The 18333-nt window shown below is 56.6% G+C and carries 11 protein-coding genes; 1 reads left to right on the top strand and 10 read right to left on the bottom strand.

Translation table 11 applies throughout. The features are described 5' to 3' along the window. Positions 1–33: 33 nt before the first annotated feature. The 10 genes from OHL22_RS17535 to OHL22_RS17490 form a co-directional block, all read right to left on the bottom strand. Positions 34–195, bottom strand: a complete 162-nt coding sequence (locus OHL22_RS17535; protein ID WP_263340163.1) for a hypothetical protein — start codon at positions 193–195, stop codon at positions 34–36. Next, positions 188–1519: an ABC transporter permease gene (locus OHL22_RS17530; protein ID WP_263340160.1), complete on the bottom strand. Its 1332-nt coding sequence runs from the start codon at positions 1517–1519 to the stop codon at positions 188–190. The genes OHL22_RS17535 and OHL22_RS17530 overlap by 8 nt, the downstream gene beginning before the upstream one ends. Positions 1520–1677: 158 nt before the next feature. Next, a complete protein-coding gene (locus OHL22_RS17525) occupies positions 1678–3870 on the bottom strand; it encodes a S9 family peptidase (protein ID WP_263340158.1) in 2193 nt (730 codons plus the stop codon). A 168-nt stretch (positions 3871–4038) separates the two neighbouring features. Then, complete coding sequence (locus OHL22_RS17520; protein ID WP_263340155.1) at positions 4039–7905, bottom strand: TonB-dependent receptor; 3867 nt, start codon at positions 7903–7905, stop codon at positions 4039–4041. 306 nt (positions 7906–8211) lie between these two features. Beyond that, the gene (locus OHL22_RS17515) at positions 8212–9195 is read right to left on the bottom strand and encodes a transglutaminase family protein (RefSeq protein WP_263340152.1); all 984 of its coding nucleotides are present in this window, start codon (positions 9193–9195) and stop codon (positions 8212–8214) included. A 20-nt stretch (positions 9196–9215) separates the two neighbouring features. Beyond that, complete coding sequence (locus OHL22_RS17510) at positions 9216–9509, bottom strand: DUF1905 domain-containing protein (protein ID WP_263340150.1); 294 nt, start codon at positions 9507–9509, stop codon at positions 9216–9218. Between the two features lie 31 nt (positions 9510–9540). Next, a complete protein-coding gene (locus OHL22_RS17505) occupies positions 9541–10503 on the bottom strand; it encodes an alpha-E domain-containing protein (RefSeq protein ID WP_263340147.1) in 963 nt (320 codons plus the stop codon). A gap of 61 nt (positions 10504–10564) precedes the next feature. After that, positions 10565–12043 (bottom strand): circularly permuted type 2 ATP-grasp protein, encoded by a 1479-nt coding sequence (locus OHL22_RS17500; protein WP_263340536.1) that lies wholly within the window; start codon positions 12041–12043, stop codon positions 10565–10567. 226 nt (positions 12044–12269) lie between these two features. Next, positions 12270–14585: a GH92 family glycosyl hydrolase gene (locus OHL22_RS17495; protein ID WP_263340145.1), complete on the bottom strand. Its 2316-nt coding sequence runs from the start codon at positions 14583–14585 to the stop codon at positions 12270–12272. Between the two features lie 111 nt (positions 14586–14696). After that, positions 14697–16127: a glutamine synthetase family protein gene (locus OHL22_RS17490; protein WP_263340143.1), complete on the bottom strand. Its 1431-nt coding sequence runs from the start codon at positions 16125–16127 to the stop codon at positions 14697–14699. 187 nt (positions 16128–16314) lie between these two features. Between OHL22_RS17490 and OHL22_RS17485 the strand changes: the two genes are divergently transcribed. Beyond that, positions 16315–18273 carry a M61 family metallopeptidase gene (locus tag OHL22_RS17485; RefSeq protein WP_263340141.1) on the top strand — a complete coding sequence of 653 codons (1959 nt, stop codon included), beginning with the start codon at positions 16315–16317 and terminating at the stop codon, positions 18271–18273. Positions 18274–18333: the final 60 nt, after the last annotated feature.

The following is an 18333-nucleotide window of genomic DNA, read 5'->3' as shown; positions in this document are numbered from 1 at the left end:
TTACCTGGAACTAGAGAAGCAATGTACCTGACATTAGCGCCGGATATAAAAAGGCCAGACAATCATGGCGGCTACGGCTCCGGCGATTAGTAAGCCCAATACAAGCAGCGCGTAGATGAGTAGCAGGTTTGGACCTTTAGACGGATCTTCCTCAGATTCCCGGTCCTGACCGCGAGGCGTGGATGAATCACTCATACTTGAGCGATTCTACCGGGTCCATCTGCGCAGCGCGGGTAGCGGGGACCGTGCCGAAGATGACACCGACGATAAGCGAGACGCCGAGCGCCGCGATGATAGACCAGGGTGAAATGGGAATTGCGTAGTCCGTAAAAAGACGGACGGAGAGCGGGAGCGTCAGACCCAGGATGGTACCGACAATTCCTCCGGCAAGCGAGATCATGATGGCTTCCGTTAAAAACTGCAGGCGGATCTCACGGGAGGTGGCTCCAAGCGCTTTACGGATGCCGATCTCGCGGATGCGGGAACGGACATTGGCGAGCATGATGTTCATGATGCCGACGCCGCCTACGGCAAGAGTCACCATGGCTACGGCAATAAGCACGGCGGTGAGGCCGTTGGCGATGAGGGCTGCCGTAGTCAGGAGCTCCTTCAGATCGGTCGTTTTGTAGACCGAGTTGGGCTTGTGGCGGCTTTTGACGATCTGGAGGATGGACTTGGAAGCATCGGGAACATCGGCCATGCTGCGCAGTGAGAAATAAATCTGCTTTACGTTATCGGTTCCGGTGAAGTAGCGAGCGACTGAGTACGGAATAAGAATCGTGTTATCAGTCAATTCAGACTGGCCGAAATCGTCAACGCTCTCTCTGAATGTGCCGATGATGGTGAACGGAATGCCGCTGATCTGGAAGTTCTGTCCCACGGCCGCGTCGGCACTGCCGAACATCTCGTGGGCGAATGGAAGAGTAACGACAGCGCATTTGATGTGGGCAGCTGCGTCGTTGTCATCGAAGAAGCGGCCTTGCGTGACAATGAGGTTGCGTACATTTTTGTAAGCCGGTTCAACGCCGAGTACGAGGGTATCCTTGACGACGCCGCCACCAAAGCTGATGCGGTCATGCGTTTCCAGTACTGGAGACGAGAACATGATGCTCGGTACCTGGGTATCGACCGCACGCTCGTCATCGCGTGTGAGGTAATCGTTGTAAACGGCGCTCTCAGTCCCGGTTGCGCCACCGCCTGCATATTCGACCTCGACCATGTTGGTGCCAATTTTTTCGATGAGCCCAAGGGCATAGTCGCGGCCGGTCATACCGATGGTGACAACGAGAATTACAGAAGCGGAACCGATGACCATTCCGAGTGCGGTGAGCGCGAAGCGGCCTTTGCTGGCGCGAAAGCTGTCGATCGCCAGCCGCATGGTCTCGCTGAACTTGATGGTGCGGCGAGCGCTGAGCAGGGTGCGGCGAAACGAATCCTGATGCGCCTCAGACTGCGCCCGGCGCTGGGCGGCCAGCCGTTCTTCCTGACTTACGACGCGTTCCTGTTCCGTCTCGATCATGCGGTCATACCGTTGGATGCAGCGAGCGAAGAGCCGCTTCCCAAAAACTGCTCAGACTTCCCCGCTGCCTCATCCAAGTTTCAGTGAACGGCGCGGTTTTCAGACCGCGCCTGTGGCTGGCGCGGCTTTCTCTAATCAGATTAACGGGTTATTCGACTCTATTGGGGATCATACTTATCGAGCCATTTGAGTTCTTCGCGCAATTTTATGTAACCATGCCAGGGATTGTTGGCAAGACTATGCCCTTCTCCTGGGAATACGAGGAAGCTATGAGGAATGCCAAGTTGCTCTAAGGCGCGTTCCAATGTGACCCCCTCAAGGTAGCTGACACGAACATCTGCGTTGCCTTGCACGATGTGCGTAGGTGTCTTGACGCGATTCATGCGGAAGAGTGCGGCCTCGGACTGGTATAGTTCGGGGGTTTCCCACGGTTTGCCGTTGAGATACCAGGCGTCGTCCCAGGTGACGTCGTCGTTGCCCCAGTTAGCGGCATGCTCTACGGCTCCGGCGCCGGTTACGGCGGCTTTGAAGCGTGTGGTCTCGGTGATGAGCCAGTTGGTCATATAACCGCCATAGCTGTATCCGCCGATGGCGAGTTTGTCAGGATCGGCATAGCCGTCTTTTACCAACGCATCGACTCCGGCGAGAATGTCTTCGCCGGGCTTTGAGACCAGATGTGGCGCGATCTGGAGCATGAAGTCGTCGCCGTATCCGGATGAGCCGCGATAGTTAGGACGGAAGACGAGCCAGCCGTGAGAAGCGGCAAGCGTGGCCCAGTCATACCAGTCGGCTCCGAAACGATTACCATCGGCATCGGCCGGGCCGCCATGGATAAACGTGAGCATGCGCAGGTGTTTCGCGTCCTTTTGTCCTGGAGGAAAGATCAGGACTCCTTCGGCCGGTGTGCCGTCTTTGGACTTCCAGGTGTAGGTCCGCCATTCGGGCTGGGCGCGTTGAGCAAAGATTGGGTTGAAATGCGTAAGCTGGGTAGCCTGATCTGGATGCAGTGCGTCGGTGGCTAGATATACCTGGCCTGGATGGTTGATCGAGGACTGGCGCACCAGAAGCGCAGTGCCGTTTTTTGGCGCCGAGAATCCGGCGTAGCTGCCTGCGATGCCTGGCAGTTTTGTCGTTTTTGCTCCGTCGATCTGGTAGATCTGCTGCTCCGTGCCTTTGAGACCGAGAGCGATGAGTTGTCCGCTGGGCAGGAGCTCAAAGTCTTCGAGAGAGCCGGTGAAATCGGCACCGAGACGCTCGATTTTGCCATCTGTGAGATTCAGGCGATAGAGCCTGCCCTCCACGTCGCGATAGCTGCCCTCGAGCGATCCGCCGGCGGCGTGCACGACGAAATAGATGGATTGGCTGTCTGAGGACCATTTGAGGCCGGCTTCGAGAGCCTGATTGTGGGTGATCTGGCGAGTTGCACCGCCATTTGTGGGAACCTCGAAGATTTCTATATCGGCGGGATCTTCCATCCGATGGCTTACCGACTGGGTCAGGAAAGCAACGTTGGCGCCGTCAGGCGAAGGGGCAATTTCCTGAATGGCAAGCCGGGTTGTGGAGAGGGTCTGCGCACCTTGCGGTAAGCGGGGCTCATCTTTTTTCGACTGACCGGTTTTAGAGGACTCACCGGATACGTGGGCAGGCGACAGAGCCGAGGCGTTGGCGAGAGAAATTGCAACGGGAAGCGATAAGAGCAAATCTCCGCGCTCCTGCTCGCGCCAGCGAATGACGTCCTTCCACTCCTCTTTTTTTGTTTCTTCCTGCTCATGCGTGAGCGGAGCCGTGACGGAAAAGTAGATCGTTTTTCCATCAGAGGACCAGGCAAAGGCATGCACATCAAGATTCTCGCGGAAAAGCGGCTGTGCTTCTCCACCGGCAGGTGAAATGAGCCAGATTCGGGTCGTCTTGTCGTCGGAGTGCGCGTCGCGCTGGCCGGTTGCTGAACGCGGACCAGCGTCCCCGCTGCCTTCGCTCCCATCGTCTCGGCCATCTCCGCCGCTCAAAGAACGGTCCGAAAGAAAGGCGATCCACTTGCCATCAGGGCTCCATTGAGCATCATCATCGCTGCCGGATTGCGTGAGCGGGCGCAGGCCATCGCGGGTGGTCCAAAGCCAAAGAGCGTGTCTAAAATTATTGTTCTTCCAGTCTGGAGACTCGGTTCCGATGACGGCCGCGGAACCATCGGGCGAGATGCGCGCGCCAGTGATATCGGTGGTGTTGAGGTATTCGTCGAGTGTGATGGGCGGTAGATTTACCTGGGCCTTGGACGGAATCGAGTGAAGGGCAGCAATGATGAGAAACGCGAATACCAAACGAGAGCAAAGAGAAGAGCCTGCAATGCGCTTCATGCGCGAAGATGTGTCCTTCCAAAAGAAGTGAGAAACGCCTTGCACCATTGTCCATCATGAGAACGGGATGGGCTGTGTTTTGACGTAAATTGCAAAATCAAAGGCTGTCAAAACAAAAACGCCGAAGGAGCCACAGCTCCTCCGGCGTTGACAAAGTACGCAACAAAGTTAGAAGTCGAAACGCAGACCGAACTGCATGCGACGGTAGGTTGTGAGTACACCCTGATAATTTCCGAGTGTACCGGAGGTCAAACCACTGCTGAGGTTGAGAGGGCTTACGTCAAAGCGGACATTGTTGCCCACGTTGTACACTTCAGCCGCAAATTTGAGGCGCATCTCTTCATGCAATGCCCAGGTTTTGGCCAATGCTGAATCGATATCAAAGTAACCATCCCCGCGGAAGTTATTGCGCTCGCCAGCTTCACCTGGATACGGCAAGCGGATGGGACTGCCTGTTGCAACCCCAGTGTTGATTGCGGCAGCGCTGTTTCCTGCGAAGACCTGCGGCACTCCATCCAGCAAGTGCTTGTGCGTTTGAACAGGAGCCGTCACCACACTGTACCCTTCCAACTGCCAGTTGGTCTGCCATCCCGGAGAAGTCAGAGAGAACGGCAACCCGCTGGCCCAGCGGTACAAACCGGAGAACTGCCAGCCGCCCACAACTGCGTCTATCAGACGGTTGCTATCACCCAGTAGCGCTTTGCCGCGGCCTACAGGCAACACATAAACCAGATCAGCCGTCACGAGGTTGCGCGTGTCGAAGTCAGCTACGGCTTTATTGAGCTTGGGATTCCAGGAGTTCTGAATGCCATCATTTCCGCCGTAGGAGTCATTCGAATATTCGTTGGAGCGCTCCGCACCCGAGCCCATATCAAGCGACTTGGAGAGCGTATAACTCACATCGACGGTGAGGCCATGACTCGATGGATGACGTAATGTGAACTGCAATGCGTTGTAAGAACTGTTGCCAATGGACGACCAGGCATAGAGAGACGAAAACTGCTGCTGCCAGAAGCGCGAGGTGGCCGGGCAGTTGTAGTTGACGCCGAATGTGCCGTTGTAGCAGTACTCGTCGAGATTGGCCAGCGCCGTAGTTTCGCCGGCTCCCATGCGGTTGGGGGCCCACTCATAGGTGTATACCGCCTGAGTTGCCGAGGCGTTTGGCGTGGGACATGGGTTGGGTGTAACTCCATCGGACTCAACGGCTGGATTGAAGCCTGCCATGTAGCTGAAGACATGCTCGAAGTAGGGGATTGCCGGAACATTCGCGCAGCCATTCTGACCGTTGGCATCGACCAATTTGGAAAGCTGGCTTGCTGCGGAGAAATAGTCGCCGCCCCCGTTGGGATCGACAAAATTAACAGGCTCTGCAAGATCAAGCTGCTGCATCAGATGCCGTCCCAGACGGCCTACGTATGCTTCCTCAAACAACCAGCCTCCGGGAAATTCATGCTGAATGGAGAAATCCAGTCCGTATGAATAAGGCGTCTTCAGGTGATTGTCGATGCCCCAGGTAATGGCAAAACCACAAGTAGAGCCAGATGGAGGAGCATACGGATACGGAATCGTTGAGTTCAGAGCACAGCTTCCGGCCAATGGCGGAATATCATGCCCTCCGGTAAACCGAGGAGAGTTCTGCGGAGTGTATTCTCCGGCAGGGCCCTCGATAGAGGTCGTCAACCCAAACGACCCCTGTTGATCGAAGGAATTGACGATGCCCTGGCCGAAGTGATCGAAGTACATACCGGCGCCGGCGCGAACCGTCGTACGCGGGTTAGGCGAATAAACAGCGGCTAAGCGAGGAGCAAAATTGGCCTTCTGCTTGGCCCAGTATCCAGGCGCGTGATTTTCTTTGCCGCTGGGCTGGAACTCCAGCGCGTCTTCGAAGACCTGGCCAGAGCTGGCGGCTTGTCCTCTTTGGACGAACCAGTCGTGGGTGTCGACCGTAGGAGAAACCTGCTGCCCATGTGTCTCATATGGAGCCTGCAGAATGGAGTGACGTACGCCAAAGGTCACGGTGAGATTCGGCTTGATCTGCCATGAATCCTGCGCGTAATACTCGAACTCATTTGCGCGGAAATGGCGCGTGATAAAGGTGCCATCCGGGAATAACGTGCCACTGGTTGGATCGGTTACGTCGTAGTTAAACTGCGCAGTCGTGGAGGGCACAGCTCCGATGAGGGTGTCGTAAGCGATTTCGTAGCTGTTCGCGAAACCCGAGCCAAGATCGGGAGGCGCTGGCGGAGCATTGGCCAGCCAGTATGGGTTGGAACTGGCGGTCGAGTAGGAATTGGAATCTGTGCCGCGATTGTTGGTAATGCCGCGCCAATTGCCTCCGAAGCTCAGGGTATGTCGTCCCTTCGTCCAGGTGAGGTTATCGACGATGTTGTTCACGGGCACGCTGACGATTTCCGACAGTGCATGAGAGGACGGCTGATCGATGAAGCGGAAGACAACCCAGTCTCCCTGTCCTGAGCCGACACCGCGGGTTGAGAATCCCTGACGGATGTAGGCGTAACGAGCATCGTTTACCAGATTCGGGCTGATTGTCCAGGTGTGACCGACAGCAAAGCCCTTTGTGTTGTCCTCCGAAGTGGAGGCGTTGGCCTGACCGGGAAGATTTTCCAGACCGCAGCTTGTAGCGGCAATGGTTCCGGCGCAGGAGCTGAAGCCGGTTTGCAGGTTGCCAGTGTCTTTCTGAAGGTTGCCGCGAAAGAAGATGTGCTGCTTAGGGGTCAGGTCGTAGTCGATCTTGCCAATGCTGGTGTTAAAGGTAACCGGAGCCGGCGAGGCAAAGGTATAGCCAGCGTTATTGATTCCATCACCCGCGGTTGGAGAGGTACCGTAAATTCCGGCTGCTGCAAGCGGCTGATAGTATGCGATCACATTCGGATTAGGACCGCAGGGAGCATTGTACGGATAAGGATTTGTGCTGGACTGGGAACCTGCGTTCGCCGGCGCGCAACCGGCATCCAGATTCGCTACCTGGGCAGCGCTCAGAATCTGCGTGTTGCCATTGACGTCCTGATATCCGAGTGCACCGCTATAAAACTGCTGGGTTGGCAGCGTACGGGTAATGACATCATCCACCGCCTGACGCTTGCCCTCGTAGTTAAAGAAGAAGAATAGCTTGTCTTTCTTGATCGGACCGCCGAGCGCCCCGCCGAAGGTGTTCAGAACATATTTCTGCGGCGTGTTGGGCTCGCCAAGGGTCAATTGCTCGTACTTGTTAAACCACTCATTCGCGACGGTATTAGTTGGCCGGTAGTATTCGTAAAGAGCACCGTGCAGCTTATTGGTACCGGTCTTGGTGACCAAGGCAACCTGAGCGCCCGAGCTGCGGCCTGAGTTTGCATTTCCATTGGAAGTGGTAACACGAAACTCCTCGGTTGAATCGAGTGTGGAGCGCAACACTCCAGTGAACGCCGTGCCATTAACCTGATCGTTGTCGTCCATGCCGTCGAGGGTGATATTGCCCTGATCGGAACGGCTGCCATTCACCGATCCGCTGCGGCTATCTTCGGTATCGTTCTCGGCTGGATTTCCGAGATACAGTACCCCTGGCTGAAGCGTGAGTAGAGAAATCGGATCGCGGCCCTCCATCGGGAGCGCCTGGATGGTCTCATTCCCGACCGAATCACCGAGAGTCGCGTCGGTGGTATTGAGGGTCTGTGCACTGGCCGAGACGTCAACGGTCACTGCACTCGATTGAATGGACAAACTGAAATCGATGGTCGCGGGCTGATCTACAAGCAGTTCTGCCGACTTCGATTGTGTCCCAAGCCCCTGAGCCGTTACGGTGATCACATACTTCGCGGGAGGAATCTGCGGAAACTGATAGATTCCCTCCTGATTCGTAACAGACGTGAGGGTCTTGCCGTTTGCATTATCGGCAATGGTGACGGTTGCGTTCGGAATCAGAGCTCCGCTCGGATCTTTCACCGTACCGCGAAGTGAGGTGCTCGCCTGGCCAAAGGCGAGACTGCAAGTGGTGAGGATGCAGAGAAGCATCACTCCCAAAGGGAATCGTTTCACGTCAATTCCTCCAAAAGCTTGTACTGCTTGTTACTTAAAGTGAAAGCGCCACCATCGTACAGGTGGTCTAGTGGGTGGACCCATGTGGGACTGATGCTTTATCGTGCCCACTTGGCTATTGCCTCAATTTTGCAGGAATTTCATTTCCTTTTCAACAGGTTTCGCTCTCGAAGCAATCCTTGCAGTTTAGTGACAAACTGACGAAGTGGTCAGTCAAAATAGCCCTTCAGCGGGTATTGGCTAAGCCAATCAGTTTTCGCAGATAGTAGAAAAGCAGACGCAGCGCACAGCCTCCTGGCAAATACGCTATTGCTGCTGTTGCATTTGCTGCGCATCGAGCACTGGAACCGCGCGTTCGGGGGCATATTGCGCACGTTCGACGAGCACAGACCAGTCATCCGGAATTGGCAGCTTGCGGTCGAGCGGAGGCGGTTCTTCGCTGGCCTGGACCTGCACCGCGACATACAATTCGCTCTCCGTACTGCCTCGAAAAATTCCATGCGTGGGTGGAACATCGGCATAATCACGTCCTATGGCGGTGCGAATATGCCGGTTGTGAGCCACCAGATCGTTCGTAGGATCAAAACCAATCCAGTTCACATAGGGCAGAAAGGCTTCGACCCATGCGTGTGAAACATCGGGAGTGGAACGATCCAGACTTTCCTGGCTGCGATAAAGGTAACCGCTGACATAGCGGGCTGGAATTCCGATGTGACGCAGGAGAGCGATCATCGTGTGCGCGAAATCCTGACAGACGCCTGCGTGATTGGCGATGGCCTCGTCGATGGGCGAATCAACACGGGTGGAGCGGGGAACATAGTCAAAATAATCGTAGAGACGCTTATTGAGCTCCTGAACGACAAGCAAGGGATCATCACGGCGGACGACTTCGAGCTTTGCCGCGAGATCGAGAAGAGCAGGAGTTGGCTTGGCAAAGATGCTGGGAAGAAGCATCTCGCCGTAATCGCCTTCGGCAATTAATGCATCCAGCGCACCCCACGCATCGGAAGATAAGAAGTTGGGAAGGTCCTGTTGCGGCTGCTGCTCAACGAGCGACTCTGCGACGATCATGAGCTGGTCGTGTTCGCCGGGGATATCGAAGTGGTGGACATTGTTGCCATATTGATCGCGATAGGTAAATGCCCTGCAACGCGGGCTGACGGAAAGCGAGAACGAGAGGCAGTGCTGGTTGGAGTCCGAGCGCGGATGCATGCGGACTTCCATAATGCTTTCGCTGACCGGCTGCTTGTAGCGGAAGCGGGTGAGATGGCGGATGGAGTAGAAGTTCATGCTTGCTCCCGAGAGTGTGTTCACGCCGCGCGATTTGGCTTGCGCTCTATCCGCTGTTCCAGAACTACCGTCACTAAATCCCCAGCTTTTTTGCCAATTTTCGCAAGTAGATCCGATTTCATCGGCAGTTTGTGCCGTCCGTCTCCAAGAGCCATGAATGAGCTTTCAAAGCGATGGCCATCGACCTTACCGCGGACCTTAACCAAACCGCGAGTCTGGAAGAACTCAACCGAATCCGCCCAAACCACATAGGTCCAGCCTCCCTTACTAGCGCTCTTTTCTAGTTGTGCTGTGAAGGTTTTGTCGAGCTTCATAAGAAGACCCTCCCGCAGAGATTGGATCAGCTTAAACGGCAAGCGCGGATTGAATCGAATAGTGGATGTAGTAGCGGTAGATGAGTTCGTGGATGCGGAGACACTGTTCGCGAATGGAATGCAGGAAGCGGCCCGGGCTGCCGTCGAGGATCTCTTCGATCGTGGTATAGCGCAGCATGGAGTGCAGCCGGCCTGCGGTGGCGAGCAGTTCCTCGGGTGGACGGCGGCCGCCCGTACGTTGAATGGCATCGAGGGACTGGCGTACACCATCGATCGAATAACGCAACGCATGGGGAAAGTCACGATTGAGAACGAGGAACTCGAGGATGCGGTCGGGGGTGAGATCGGCGGTGTAGACCTGACAGTAGGCTTCGAAAGAAGTGCAACATCGAAGCAGGCCAACAAGTTCTAGGTATTGGTATCCGGAGTGCTCACGCTCGGGAAGATTGAGCAAACTTTCCTGATAGACCTCAAGCAGCGTCGCTGTCGCGTAAGCGCGTTCGAGATAGCGGCCGAGGCGGATGAACTGCCATCCCTCGCCATGGATCATCGTAGTATCACTTACACCTTTGAAGAGATGAATGCCATCGATTATGGTGGCGAGAAAGTCGTTCATGTTGGAGCGGAACTGATTTTGCGCCTGCGGCGAGCGGATGTGATGATAGAGCCGATTGACGCGCTGCCATTGCTCGCTGGAGATTTCTTCGCGAACCTGGCGTGCGTTTTCGCGCGCTAAGTTGATACAGGATGTAACCGAAGACGGTTGGACAGGATCGAAGATGAGCGTGCGCGTCAGCTCATCGGGATCGCCTGTCCACGTCAGCCCCGGCGGATTGCCTAGCGCCGCGAGCAGACGCAGCCAGCGTGTTTCCGCGGTGGTTGATGAGGTGTCGAGAAGCAGACTAAGCGTTACATCGAGTTGGCGTACGGTGTTTTCGGAGCGCTCGAGGTAGCGGCTCATCCAATAAAGGCTATCGGCAACGCGGGAAAGCATTCTTACTCCTCCCATGGGTCGTCGAACTACGGCACTGCTCACTGCTGTACTCCACTGCTCTTTATTCGCTGAACTGCACTGCTTCGCCTTGCGATTCAAGTACCCAGGTATCTTTGCTGCCGCCGCCCTGCGATGAATTGACGACCAGAGAACCCTTTTCAAGTGCTACGCGTGTCAGGCCGCCGGGCACGATGTTTACTTTGTCTCCAAAAAGGATGTACGGACGCAGATCGACGTGGCGCGGCTCGATGTGGTTGCCGAAGAGGCAGGGGGCACGCGAGAAATCGAGCGTTGGCTGTGCGATGTAGTTGCGCGGATTGGCTTCTATAGCTGCGCGAAACTCTTCGCGCTGCTTTGCAGTCGATTGCGGACCGATAAGCATGCCGTATCCGCCGCTTTCGCCTACGGCTTTGACGACGAGCTTGTCGAGGTTGTCGAGCACATGCTGGCGCGATGCATCTTCGGTGAGCAGATAGGTTTCGACATTGTTCAGAATCGGATCTTCGTCTAGGTAGTACTTGATGATGCGCGGCACGTATGCGTACATGGCTTTGTCATCCGCAAGACCGGTGCCGAAGGCGTTGGTCACTGTGACGTTGCCGGCGCGATAGGCGTTGAAGAGGCCCGCGCAGCCGAGCGTCGAATCGGCGCGAAAGATGAGAGGGTCACTGAAATCATCGTCAACCCGGCGGTAAATGACGTCGACGCGCTTGAGCCCATCGGTGGTGCGCATGTAGACGATATTGTCGTGGGTGACGAGGTCGCGGCCTTCGACAAGATCGATTCCCATCTGGCGGGCAAGATATGTGTGTTCGAAATAAGCGGAGTTATAGACGCCGGGGGTGAGGAGGACGATGTTGGGCTCGGGGCGCCCTTCGGGAGCAAGCGAGCGCAGCGTGTTGAGCAGGAGCTGCGGGTAGTGCTCGATGGGTTTGACTCCATAACTATGAAAGAGCTTGGGAAAGGTGCGTTTCATGACGCGGCGGTTGGTGAGCATGTAGCTCACGCCCGAGGGCACGCGCAGATTGTCTTCTAGCACGACGTATTCGCCGGTGCGCAGGCGCAGCAGATCGCTGCCGACAACGGCGATGTAGACGCCGCGCGGGACATCGAGGCCGCGCATCTGGCGGCGGTAGTGCTTGCAGCTGTACACGAGGTCGCGGGGAATGATGCGGTCGCGGAGGATTTTCTCTTCGCTGTAGATGTCGCGCAGGAAATGATTGAGCGCGGTGATGCGTTGGGTAAGGCCGTGCTCGATGCGGTCCCACTCGTCGGCGGAGATGAGCCGGGGCAGCAGATCGTAGGGAAAGATGCGCTCGGTGCCTTCTTCGCGGCCATAGACGGTGAAGGTTATGCCTTGGGTGAGAAACGAGAGATCGGCAGACTGCTTGCGGCGTAGGAGCTCATCCGGTGGCAGGTTGGCGATGGTTTCCATCAGCGCGCGATAGTGAGGGCGGATGGCTCCATCTTGAGTGCGCATCTCGTCGTATGCGTCGTCGAGCAGATAGTCGCCGAAGAGGCTGCTCAGGTCACGTTCCATCCGCGCAGAGGTGCTATCCGCCTGATTGCGGGATGGAAGGTTGTCGAGAGATACGGGCTCCTGTGCACTCATCCGGTCGATGGCGAATCCTTTGGTGAGTTGTCGTAAATGGCGGCAGAAGCAGCGGGTTTCCGCTGCGGTTCACAATAGAGTACACCGACTTAGCGGAATCACCAGTGTTTCCGAGGCTTGATCTTTTTACTTCATGGAATGATTCAGCAAACTTCTAATGGGAGTCAGTATCAGAACTCGACGGCGGAGGTTGACCGGTGGCCCAGTTTGCGGGCTTTGGACCCATCTGAAAGACAATACGGCCGCCGGAGGTGATTTCTTCCTGCGTCAGCCATGCGCGTGTGAAGGGTTTGCCGTTGAGCATCGCGCTCTGAATGTATTGGTTCGCTGCGGAAGTGTCTTTCGCTTCGATGGTGAAGGTCTTGCCGTCCCCGACGTGCAACGTGACCTCGGGAACTGCCGGACTGCCGATGAGATATACATCCTGCCCGGCGTTGGGGTAGATGCCGATGAGGCCGAAGATGTACCAGGCGGAGATGGCGCCAGCGTCATCGTTGCCGGGGATGCCGTCCGGCTGCGGGCGATAGCGCGAGGCAAGGATATGGCGGACTTCGGCGGCGGTTTTGTCCTGACGGCCTGCCCAGATATAGAGATACGGCGTCAGGAAGCCGGGTTCATTGCCAGCATCGAAGCCATGTGGGGAACTGAAGAACTCGTCGAGGCGATGGATGAAGGCGTCTTTGCCGCCGCACTTCTCAATTAGGCCATGTACGTCCTGCGGAACATCGAGCGAGTAGGTGCGCGAGTTGTCTTCGTAGAAGTCGTCGCCTCCCCACGTGCCCTGCTGATCTGCGTTAAAGTTGGGTTTCCATGAGCCGTCGTGATTGCGCGGACGGATGAAGCCGTGAATACCAGCTTCGGAATAGCTTGCGTCCCAGAGGTTTTGCCAGTTGCCAGAGCGTTGGAGATATTTGCCATAGTCGGCTTCGCGGCCTAACCCTTTAGCCATTAACGCAAGTTCATAGTCGTTGGCGGCGTACTCCATGGTTTTGGAAGCCGGGCGATCAGAGCCCTGGATGCTGACGTACCCGATGCTCTTCCAGTCATCGATGCCGCCGCGGCCTTCGCGCATAGGCTCAGGTGGGGTGGCTTCGGCGTCCTTCTGCATGGCTTCGTATGCGGCGTTCCAGTCGATGCCGGGCAGGTGTTTAGCGTAAGCGTCGCCGAGCACCATTTCGGCGTTGCTGCCACCCTGCGTGTTGCCGGTGAAGTTGCCGCTGCGCCCATCGGGCAGCCAGCCTTCGTGGCGCCATGTGTCAATTAGCGAACGGACAATGTCGCGTTCGCGACCGGGAGCGATGAGCGTGAGTAGAGGATTGGTGGTGCGGAAGGTGTCCCAGAGGGTATAGAAGTCGTCATAGTACGGCTCCTGCGATTGCCACAGTGGGTTTTCACCAGTACGGTCTACGGGCATCAGCATCGCGTGATAGAGCGCGGTATAGAACATGGTGGCCTGCGCGTCAGTCGCACTGTGCAGATCGATGGCGCTCAGTTCCCTGCTCCACGTGGCGATGTTCCGCTCGCGTACCTGGGCGAAGTCGAAAGCTGGAATTTCTGTGAGTAGATTTTTGCGGGCCTGTTCCTCGCTTATGAACGAGATGCCGATCTTCAGCGTGACCTGTTGATTGGCATGGGTTGCAAACTGCAGCCATGCGCCGGTCTTTTCGAATTCGCCGCCTTTGGTCTGCTTTGAGCCGCTGCTCAGTTCATTTCCCTGCCATGTTCCGAAGGTTGCGGCGGGTGTATCGGTAACGGCGTCGAAATAGACGGTGTATGTGTTGGTCTGGCGATTCCAGCCTCCAGTAATCGTGGTTGAGCCTGCAACCTCTGTGGGCGAGACAATATGAGCCTCGGAGGCCGTTACGTGCTGCGACTCTTCGATTGGCTTCTCGCCTGATTGCGGAGCTGTATCGCATGCGTCGCCGGGATGACGCTGGCGCGTGAGGCAGTGGCTGGTATCGAAGAGGATGTTGGCTTTGCCGGTTTCGGGATAGGTGAAGCGGTAGATGGCCGCGCGAGTGGAAGAAGCGATCTCAGCGCGAACGTTGTAGCGCGCAAGTGTGACAGCGTAAGAGCCAAGCTCGATCTGTTCATCCTGACGCGGAGAGCTGTAGGCCGTTGATTGCACTTCTCCCACGGTTGGCTGGATGAGAATGTTGCCGTACTTCGGGCCGCCGCCAGTGCCGCTGACGTGGGTCTGGCTGAATCCGTTGATGTCGCCTTTCGCGGACCAGCCCGAATTCTCATTGTTACGGCCTACATCGGGGCCGGGCTTGACCATGCCGAAGGGCATGGCCGGTCCGGGGATTGTAGCTCCATCGCCGCCGGCAGCTATGCGTGGATCGACAAAGCGCGTGGCCTGCGCATGAACGGCAGATGCCTTAAACGAAAGGAGCAGGGTTGCAATCAATAAGGCGCGAAATATGGATGAGTGGTTAGAGACTCGCAACACGATTCCCAATTTATACATGGCAGCCTGTATACCGTGTGCGTCTTCAGCTATGCCACGCAATATCGGCACCAAAACAAGAAGGCCCGGCGCGAAGCCGGGCCTTCTTACACGTCATGACCAGAACGCAGTCTAGAACTCGTTCCAAAGGGCCTGGTTGTAGACCTCGTGATGATACTGCACTTCCGAGGGCTTGACGAAGGTGCCGAGCAGGCGCGGTGAGCGGTCTGCTGAACCCTTCTTCAGATCAACGAAACGGCCCTGCACATCGGCACCGAGAATCTTCGCGATCCACTCTGACTTTTCGAAGTCGCCGATGGCGCTGTAGATATTGTCGGGCAGGTAGCGCTGCGCCTGACGCAGGTTGTCGATGGAAGCGATCTCGCCGTCGATGCCGGTCTTGAAGAGCGAGTAGAGCACCAGATACGGATTCGCATCCGGAGCTACCGAGCGGCACTCAACGCGCATGGAGCGCGAGTTGCCGATGGGCACGCGGATCATCGAGCCGCGATCGGTTGCCGAAGCCTTGATCTGGTTCGGCGCTTCGAAGTGGGGATCAAGGCGGCGATAGCTGTTCACGCTGGGGTTCAGGATCAGGCAGATATCGAGCGCGTGCGAGAGAATGCGGTCGATGTACTCCCAACCGAAAGACGATAGCTGCTCCTGTCCTTTGGGATCCCAGAAGAGATTCGTCTTGTCCTTAGTGATGGACATGTTGGTGTGCATGCCGCTGCCGTTGACGCCGACCACTGGCTTAGGAAGGAACGATGCCGTGTAGCCCAGGTTATTGGCGATCTGGCGGGTGAGCAGCTTGTAGAGCTGAATCTGGTCGGCTGCAGCTACGACTTCGCCGTAGCTGTAGTTGATCTCGAACTGGCTGGGCGCGACTTCCGGGTGATCCTTTTCGTTCTGGAAGCCCATGGCGCGCTGCACTTCAGCTGCTGTGTCGATAAAGCGGCGCAGCGGATCGAGCGGCAGCGAATGGTAGTAACCACCGGTGTTTACGTAATCGAAACGGCCGGTCTGGGCGAACTTCTTCTCAGCGTCGACGCCGGCAAAAAGGAAGCCCTCGATTTCATTGGCGGCGTTAAGCGTGTAACCTTTTTCGGCGTAGAGCGAGTCAGAGTAATTCTTGAGTACACCGCGCAGATCGCCGGAGTAAGGCTCGCCGTTCTTGTCGATAACGATACCGAAAACCAGCACTTTGCCGGTGCCGAAAATATCCGCCGGCACCCAGTAAAAGGCGCTCCAGTCGATACCGAGACGCAGATCGCTTTCCTTCTGCGCGGTAAAGCCGCGAATCGAAGAACCGTCGAAGGTCAGATTGTCGTAGCTGGAGAGAAGGAACTTTTTGTCGTAGTCGAGCAGGTGCAGACGGCCTTCGAGGTCGCTGAAGAGCACGGTGACGGCTTTGATATGCGTCTGGTCCTTCAGATCCTTGAGCCGCTTTTCGCGAATTTCGTCCGCGGAAACACGATTCAGGCGGTCGGCCTTGATAGCCAGGTTCTTCTCTTCCAGCTCCTCGTAGCTCAGGGCTAGAAAATTCCGGTAATTGTCAGACACGTATCTCTCCCTTTTTGGCAAATTCTGAAATGTAGTCAGTGGCACAGCACGGCGGGGGGCTGCGAATGATTGTGAACATAGGGTAACGCGCCACACCCGGCCTCGCATAAGGAAAACGTAAGCCGGAGGCGCGGAGCGGGCCGGATGGCTGCTGTACCCTTATGTTTTCAGGAGAATTGCCCTCAAAATGCCGAAGCTGTTTCCCTTCCCCACCCAGGTGGCCTGGTTGCTGGCCGCTGCGGGTTTCGTTTCCAGTGCAAGTCTTGGTCTAGCCGCCCCCGCCAAAACCCCGATACAGATCACAGCCGATCTGAGCGACGCGCCCCGCAAGATCTACCACGCAGAGATTGACTTCCCGGTAACGGCAGGCCCGCTATCTCTTACGACTCCCGAGTGGATTCCCGGCAATCACATGCCGACCGGACCCGTATCTGAAATCGTTGGCGTGGTTTTCACTGCAAATGGCCAAAAGCTGCAATGGCGGCGCGATGACACGGACCTTTACCAGTTCCATGTGGAGATTCCCAAGGGTGTTACGACATTGCATGCGCATCTGGACTGCATTGCGACCACGCGCGTCTCGCAGAAACTGGCTGTGCTGGAGTGGGAGAGGCTGCTGATGTATCCGGCAGGCGTGCCGGTGCGGGATATTCCGATTCAGGCATCGCTGATTGTTCCGGCAGGCTGGGGTGTGGGCACGGCGCTTACCCCGGAGGGATCGGGTGCATGGCCAGTGCCTGCGACCGCGAACGACCGGCAGTCGGTAACGACAAAGTTTGCGGCAACCAACGTGGAGCAGCTTGAGGATTCTCCCATCATCACGGGCCAGTATTTTCACGAGTTTCCGCTGGCTCCGGAGATTACGCCGAAGCACTACATTGACGTTGCTTCAGATGCGCCGGAAGACTCGAATCTGCGCCCGGCAGCACTGGCCGAGATCAGCAATCTGGTGCGCGAAGCGAGCGTCGAATACGCCTCGCACCACTATCACGTCTATCACTTTCTGTTGACGCTCTCCGATGTTGCGGGCGGCGAAGGGTTGGAGCATGGGCAATCGTCCGACAACGGCGTGGCTGAAAAAGCATTTTCCGATGACAAGCGCATGCTGGCCGATGCGGATCTGCTGGCGCACGAGTTCACGCATAGCTGGAATGGCAAGTACCGCAGGCCGTTCAACCTGTATCAGAAGGACTTTGCCACCATGCAGCAGGGCTCGCTGCTGTGGGTATATGAGGGGCTTACGCAGTACCTGGGCAACGTAATGGCGGCCCGTGCCGGACTACGCAATCAGGATCAATACCGCGACATGCTGGCGATGACGGCGGCCGATCTCGACTACAAGACTGGCCGCTTGTGGCGTCCGACAGAAGATACCGCCGTCTCCGCAAGCATTCTGCGTGGCGGCAACCCGGCATGGGTCAACTGGCGGCGCAGCCAGGACTACTACGATGAAGGCGAACTGCTGTGGCTCGACGTCGACACACTGATCCGCCAACAGACAAATAATCAAAAGTCGATTGATGACTTTCTCAAGATATTTCTCGGGCTTGGAGGCAATACCGGCCCAGAGATCGTGACCTACAACCGCGAAGAGTTGATCAAGGACCTGAACGGGGTTGTGCCTTATGACTGGGCGAAGTTCCTGCATGAGCGGGTAGACCTAATTAATCCGCATGCGGATGTAGCTGGAATCGAGCGTGGCGGTTTCCGGCTGGTCTATCGCGACAAGCCGACTGAATCAGAAAACGCCGTCCGGGCTGATTTTCACGATGGACCGGATTTCTGGTACTCGGTGGGTGTAACGATCAGCGATAGCGGCGTGCTGCGTGATGTGCGCTGGAACGGACCGGCGGACAAGGCGCGGCTGGCTCCCGGATACAAGATCATCGCAGTGGATGGGCATATCTACTCGGCGGATGCGCTGAAGGACGCGATCAAGGCAGCCAAGGGCACGCAAGACCCGATTCACCTGATCGTGCAGGCCGACACTTTTGTTTCCAACTACGAAATCGGCTATCACGATGGGCTGCGCTACCCTGCGCTTGAGCGGGCAAACGGTACGACTGATTTTCTGGACGATATAACTAAGCCGCGCACCACTCCAGAGAAGGTCGCGGACAATAAAACCAGCGAAGACGACAACTAGAGAGCACGAAGAATAAGAGAGCAAAGAAACGGCTGCTTTCCGGGCTTCCAACCGGAAAGC

Origin of the sequence: Acidicapsa dinghuensis (assembly GCF_025685685.1) — a bacterium.
Taxonomy (GTDB): Bacteria; Acidobacteriota; Terriglobia; order Terriglobales; family Acidobacteriaceae; genus Acidicapsa; species Acidicapsa dinghuensis.
Note: the sequence above shows the minus strand (reverse complement) of the source record. Positions and strands in the feature narration are given on the sequence as shown.

Excerpts from the sequence above, each read along its gene's own strand:
- OHL22_RS17535 (WP_263340163.1), bottom strand. The coding sequence starts at position 195 with ATGAGTGATTCATCCACGCCTCGCGGTCAGGACCGGGAATCTGAGGAA.
- OHL22_RS17530 (WP_263340160.1), bottom strand. The coding sequence starts at position 1,519 with ATGATCGAGACGGAACAGGAACGCGTCGTAAGTCAGGAAGAACGGCTG.
- OHL22_RS17525 (WP_263340158.1), bottom strand. The coding sequence starts at position 3,870 with ATGAAGCGCATTGCAGGCTCTTCTCTTTGCTCTCGTTTGGTATTCGCG.
- OHL22_RS17515 (WP_263340152.1), bottom strand. The coding sequence starts at position 9,195 with ATGAACTTCTACTCCATCCGCCATCTCACCCGCTTCCGCTACAAGCAG.
- OHL22_RS17510 (WP_263340150.1), bottom strand. The coding sequence starts at position 9,509 with ATGAAGCTCGACAAAACCTTCACAGCACAACTAGAAAAGAGCGCTAGT.
- OHL22_RS17505 (WP_263340147.1), bottom strand. The coding sequence starts at position 10,503 with ATGCTTTCCCGCGTTGCCGATAGCCTTTATTGGATGAGCCGCTACCTC.
- OHL22_RS17500 (WP_263340536.1), bottom strand. The coding sequence starts at position 12,043 with ATGGAACGTGACCTGAGCAGCCTCTTCGGCGACTATCTGCTCGACGAC.
- OHL22_RS17495 (WP_263340145.1), bottom strand. The coding sequence starts at position 14,585 with ATGTATAAATTGGGAATCGTGTTGCGAGTCTCTAACCACTCATCCATA.
- OHL22_RS17485 (WP_263340141.1), top strand. The coding sequence starts at position 16,315 with ATGCCGAAGCTGTTTCCCTTCCCCACCCAGGTGGCCTGGTTGCTGGCC.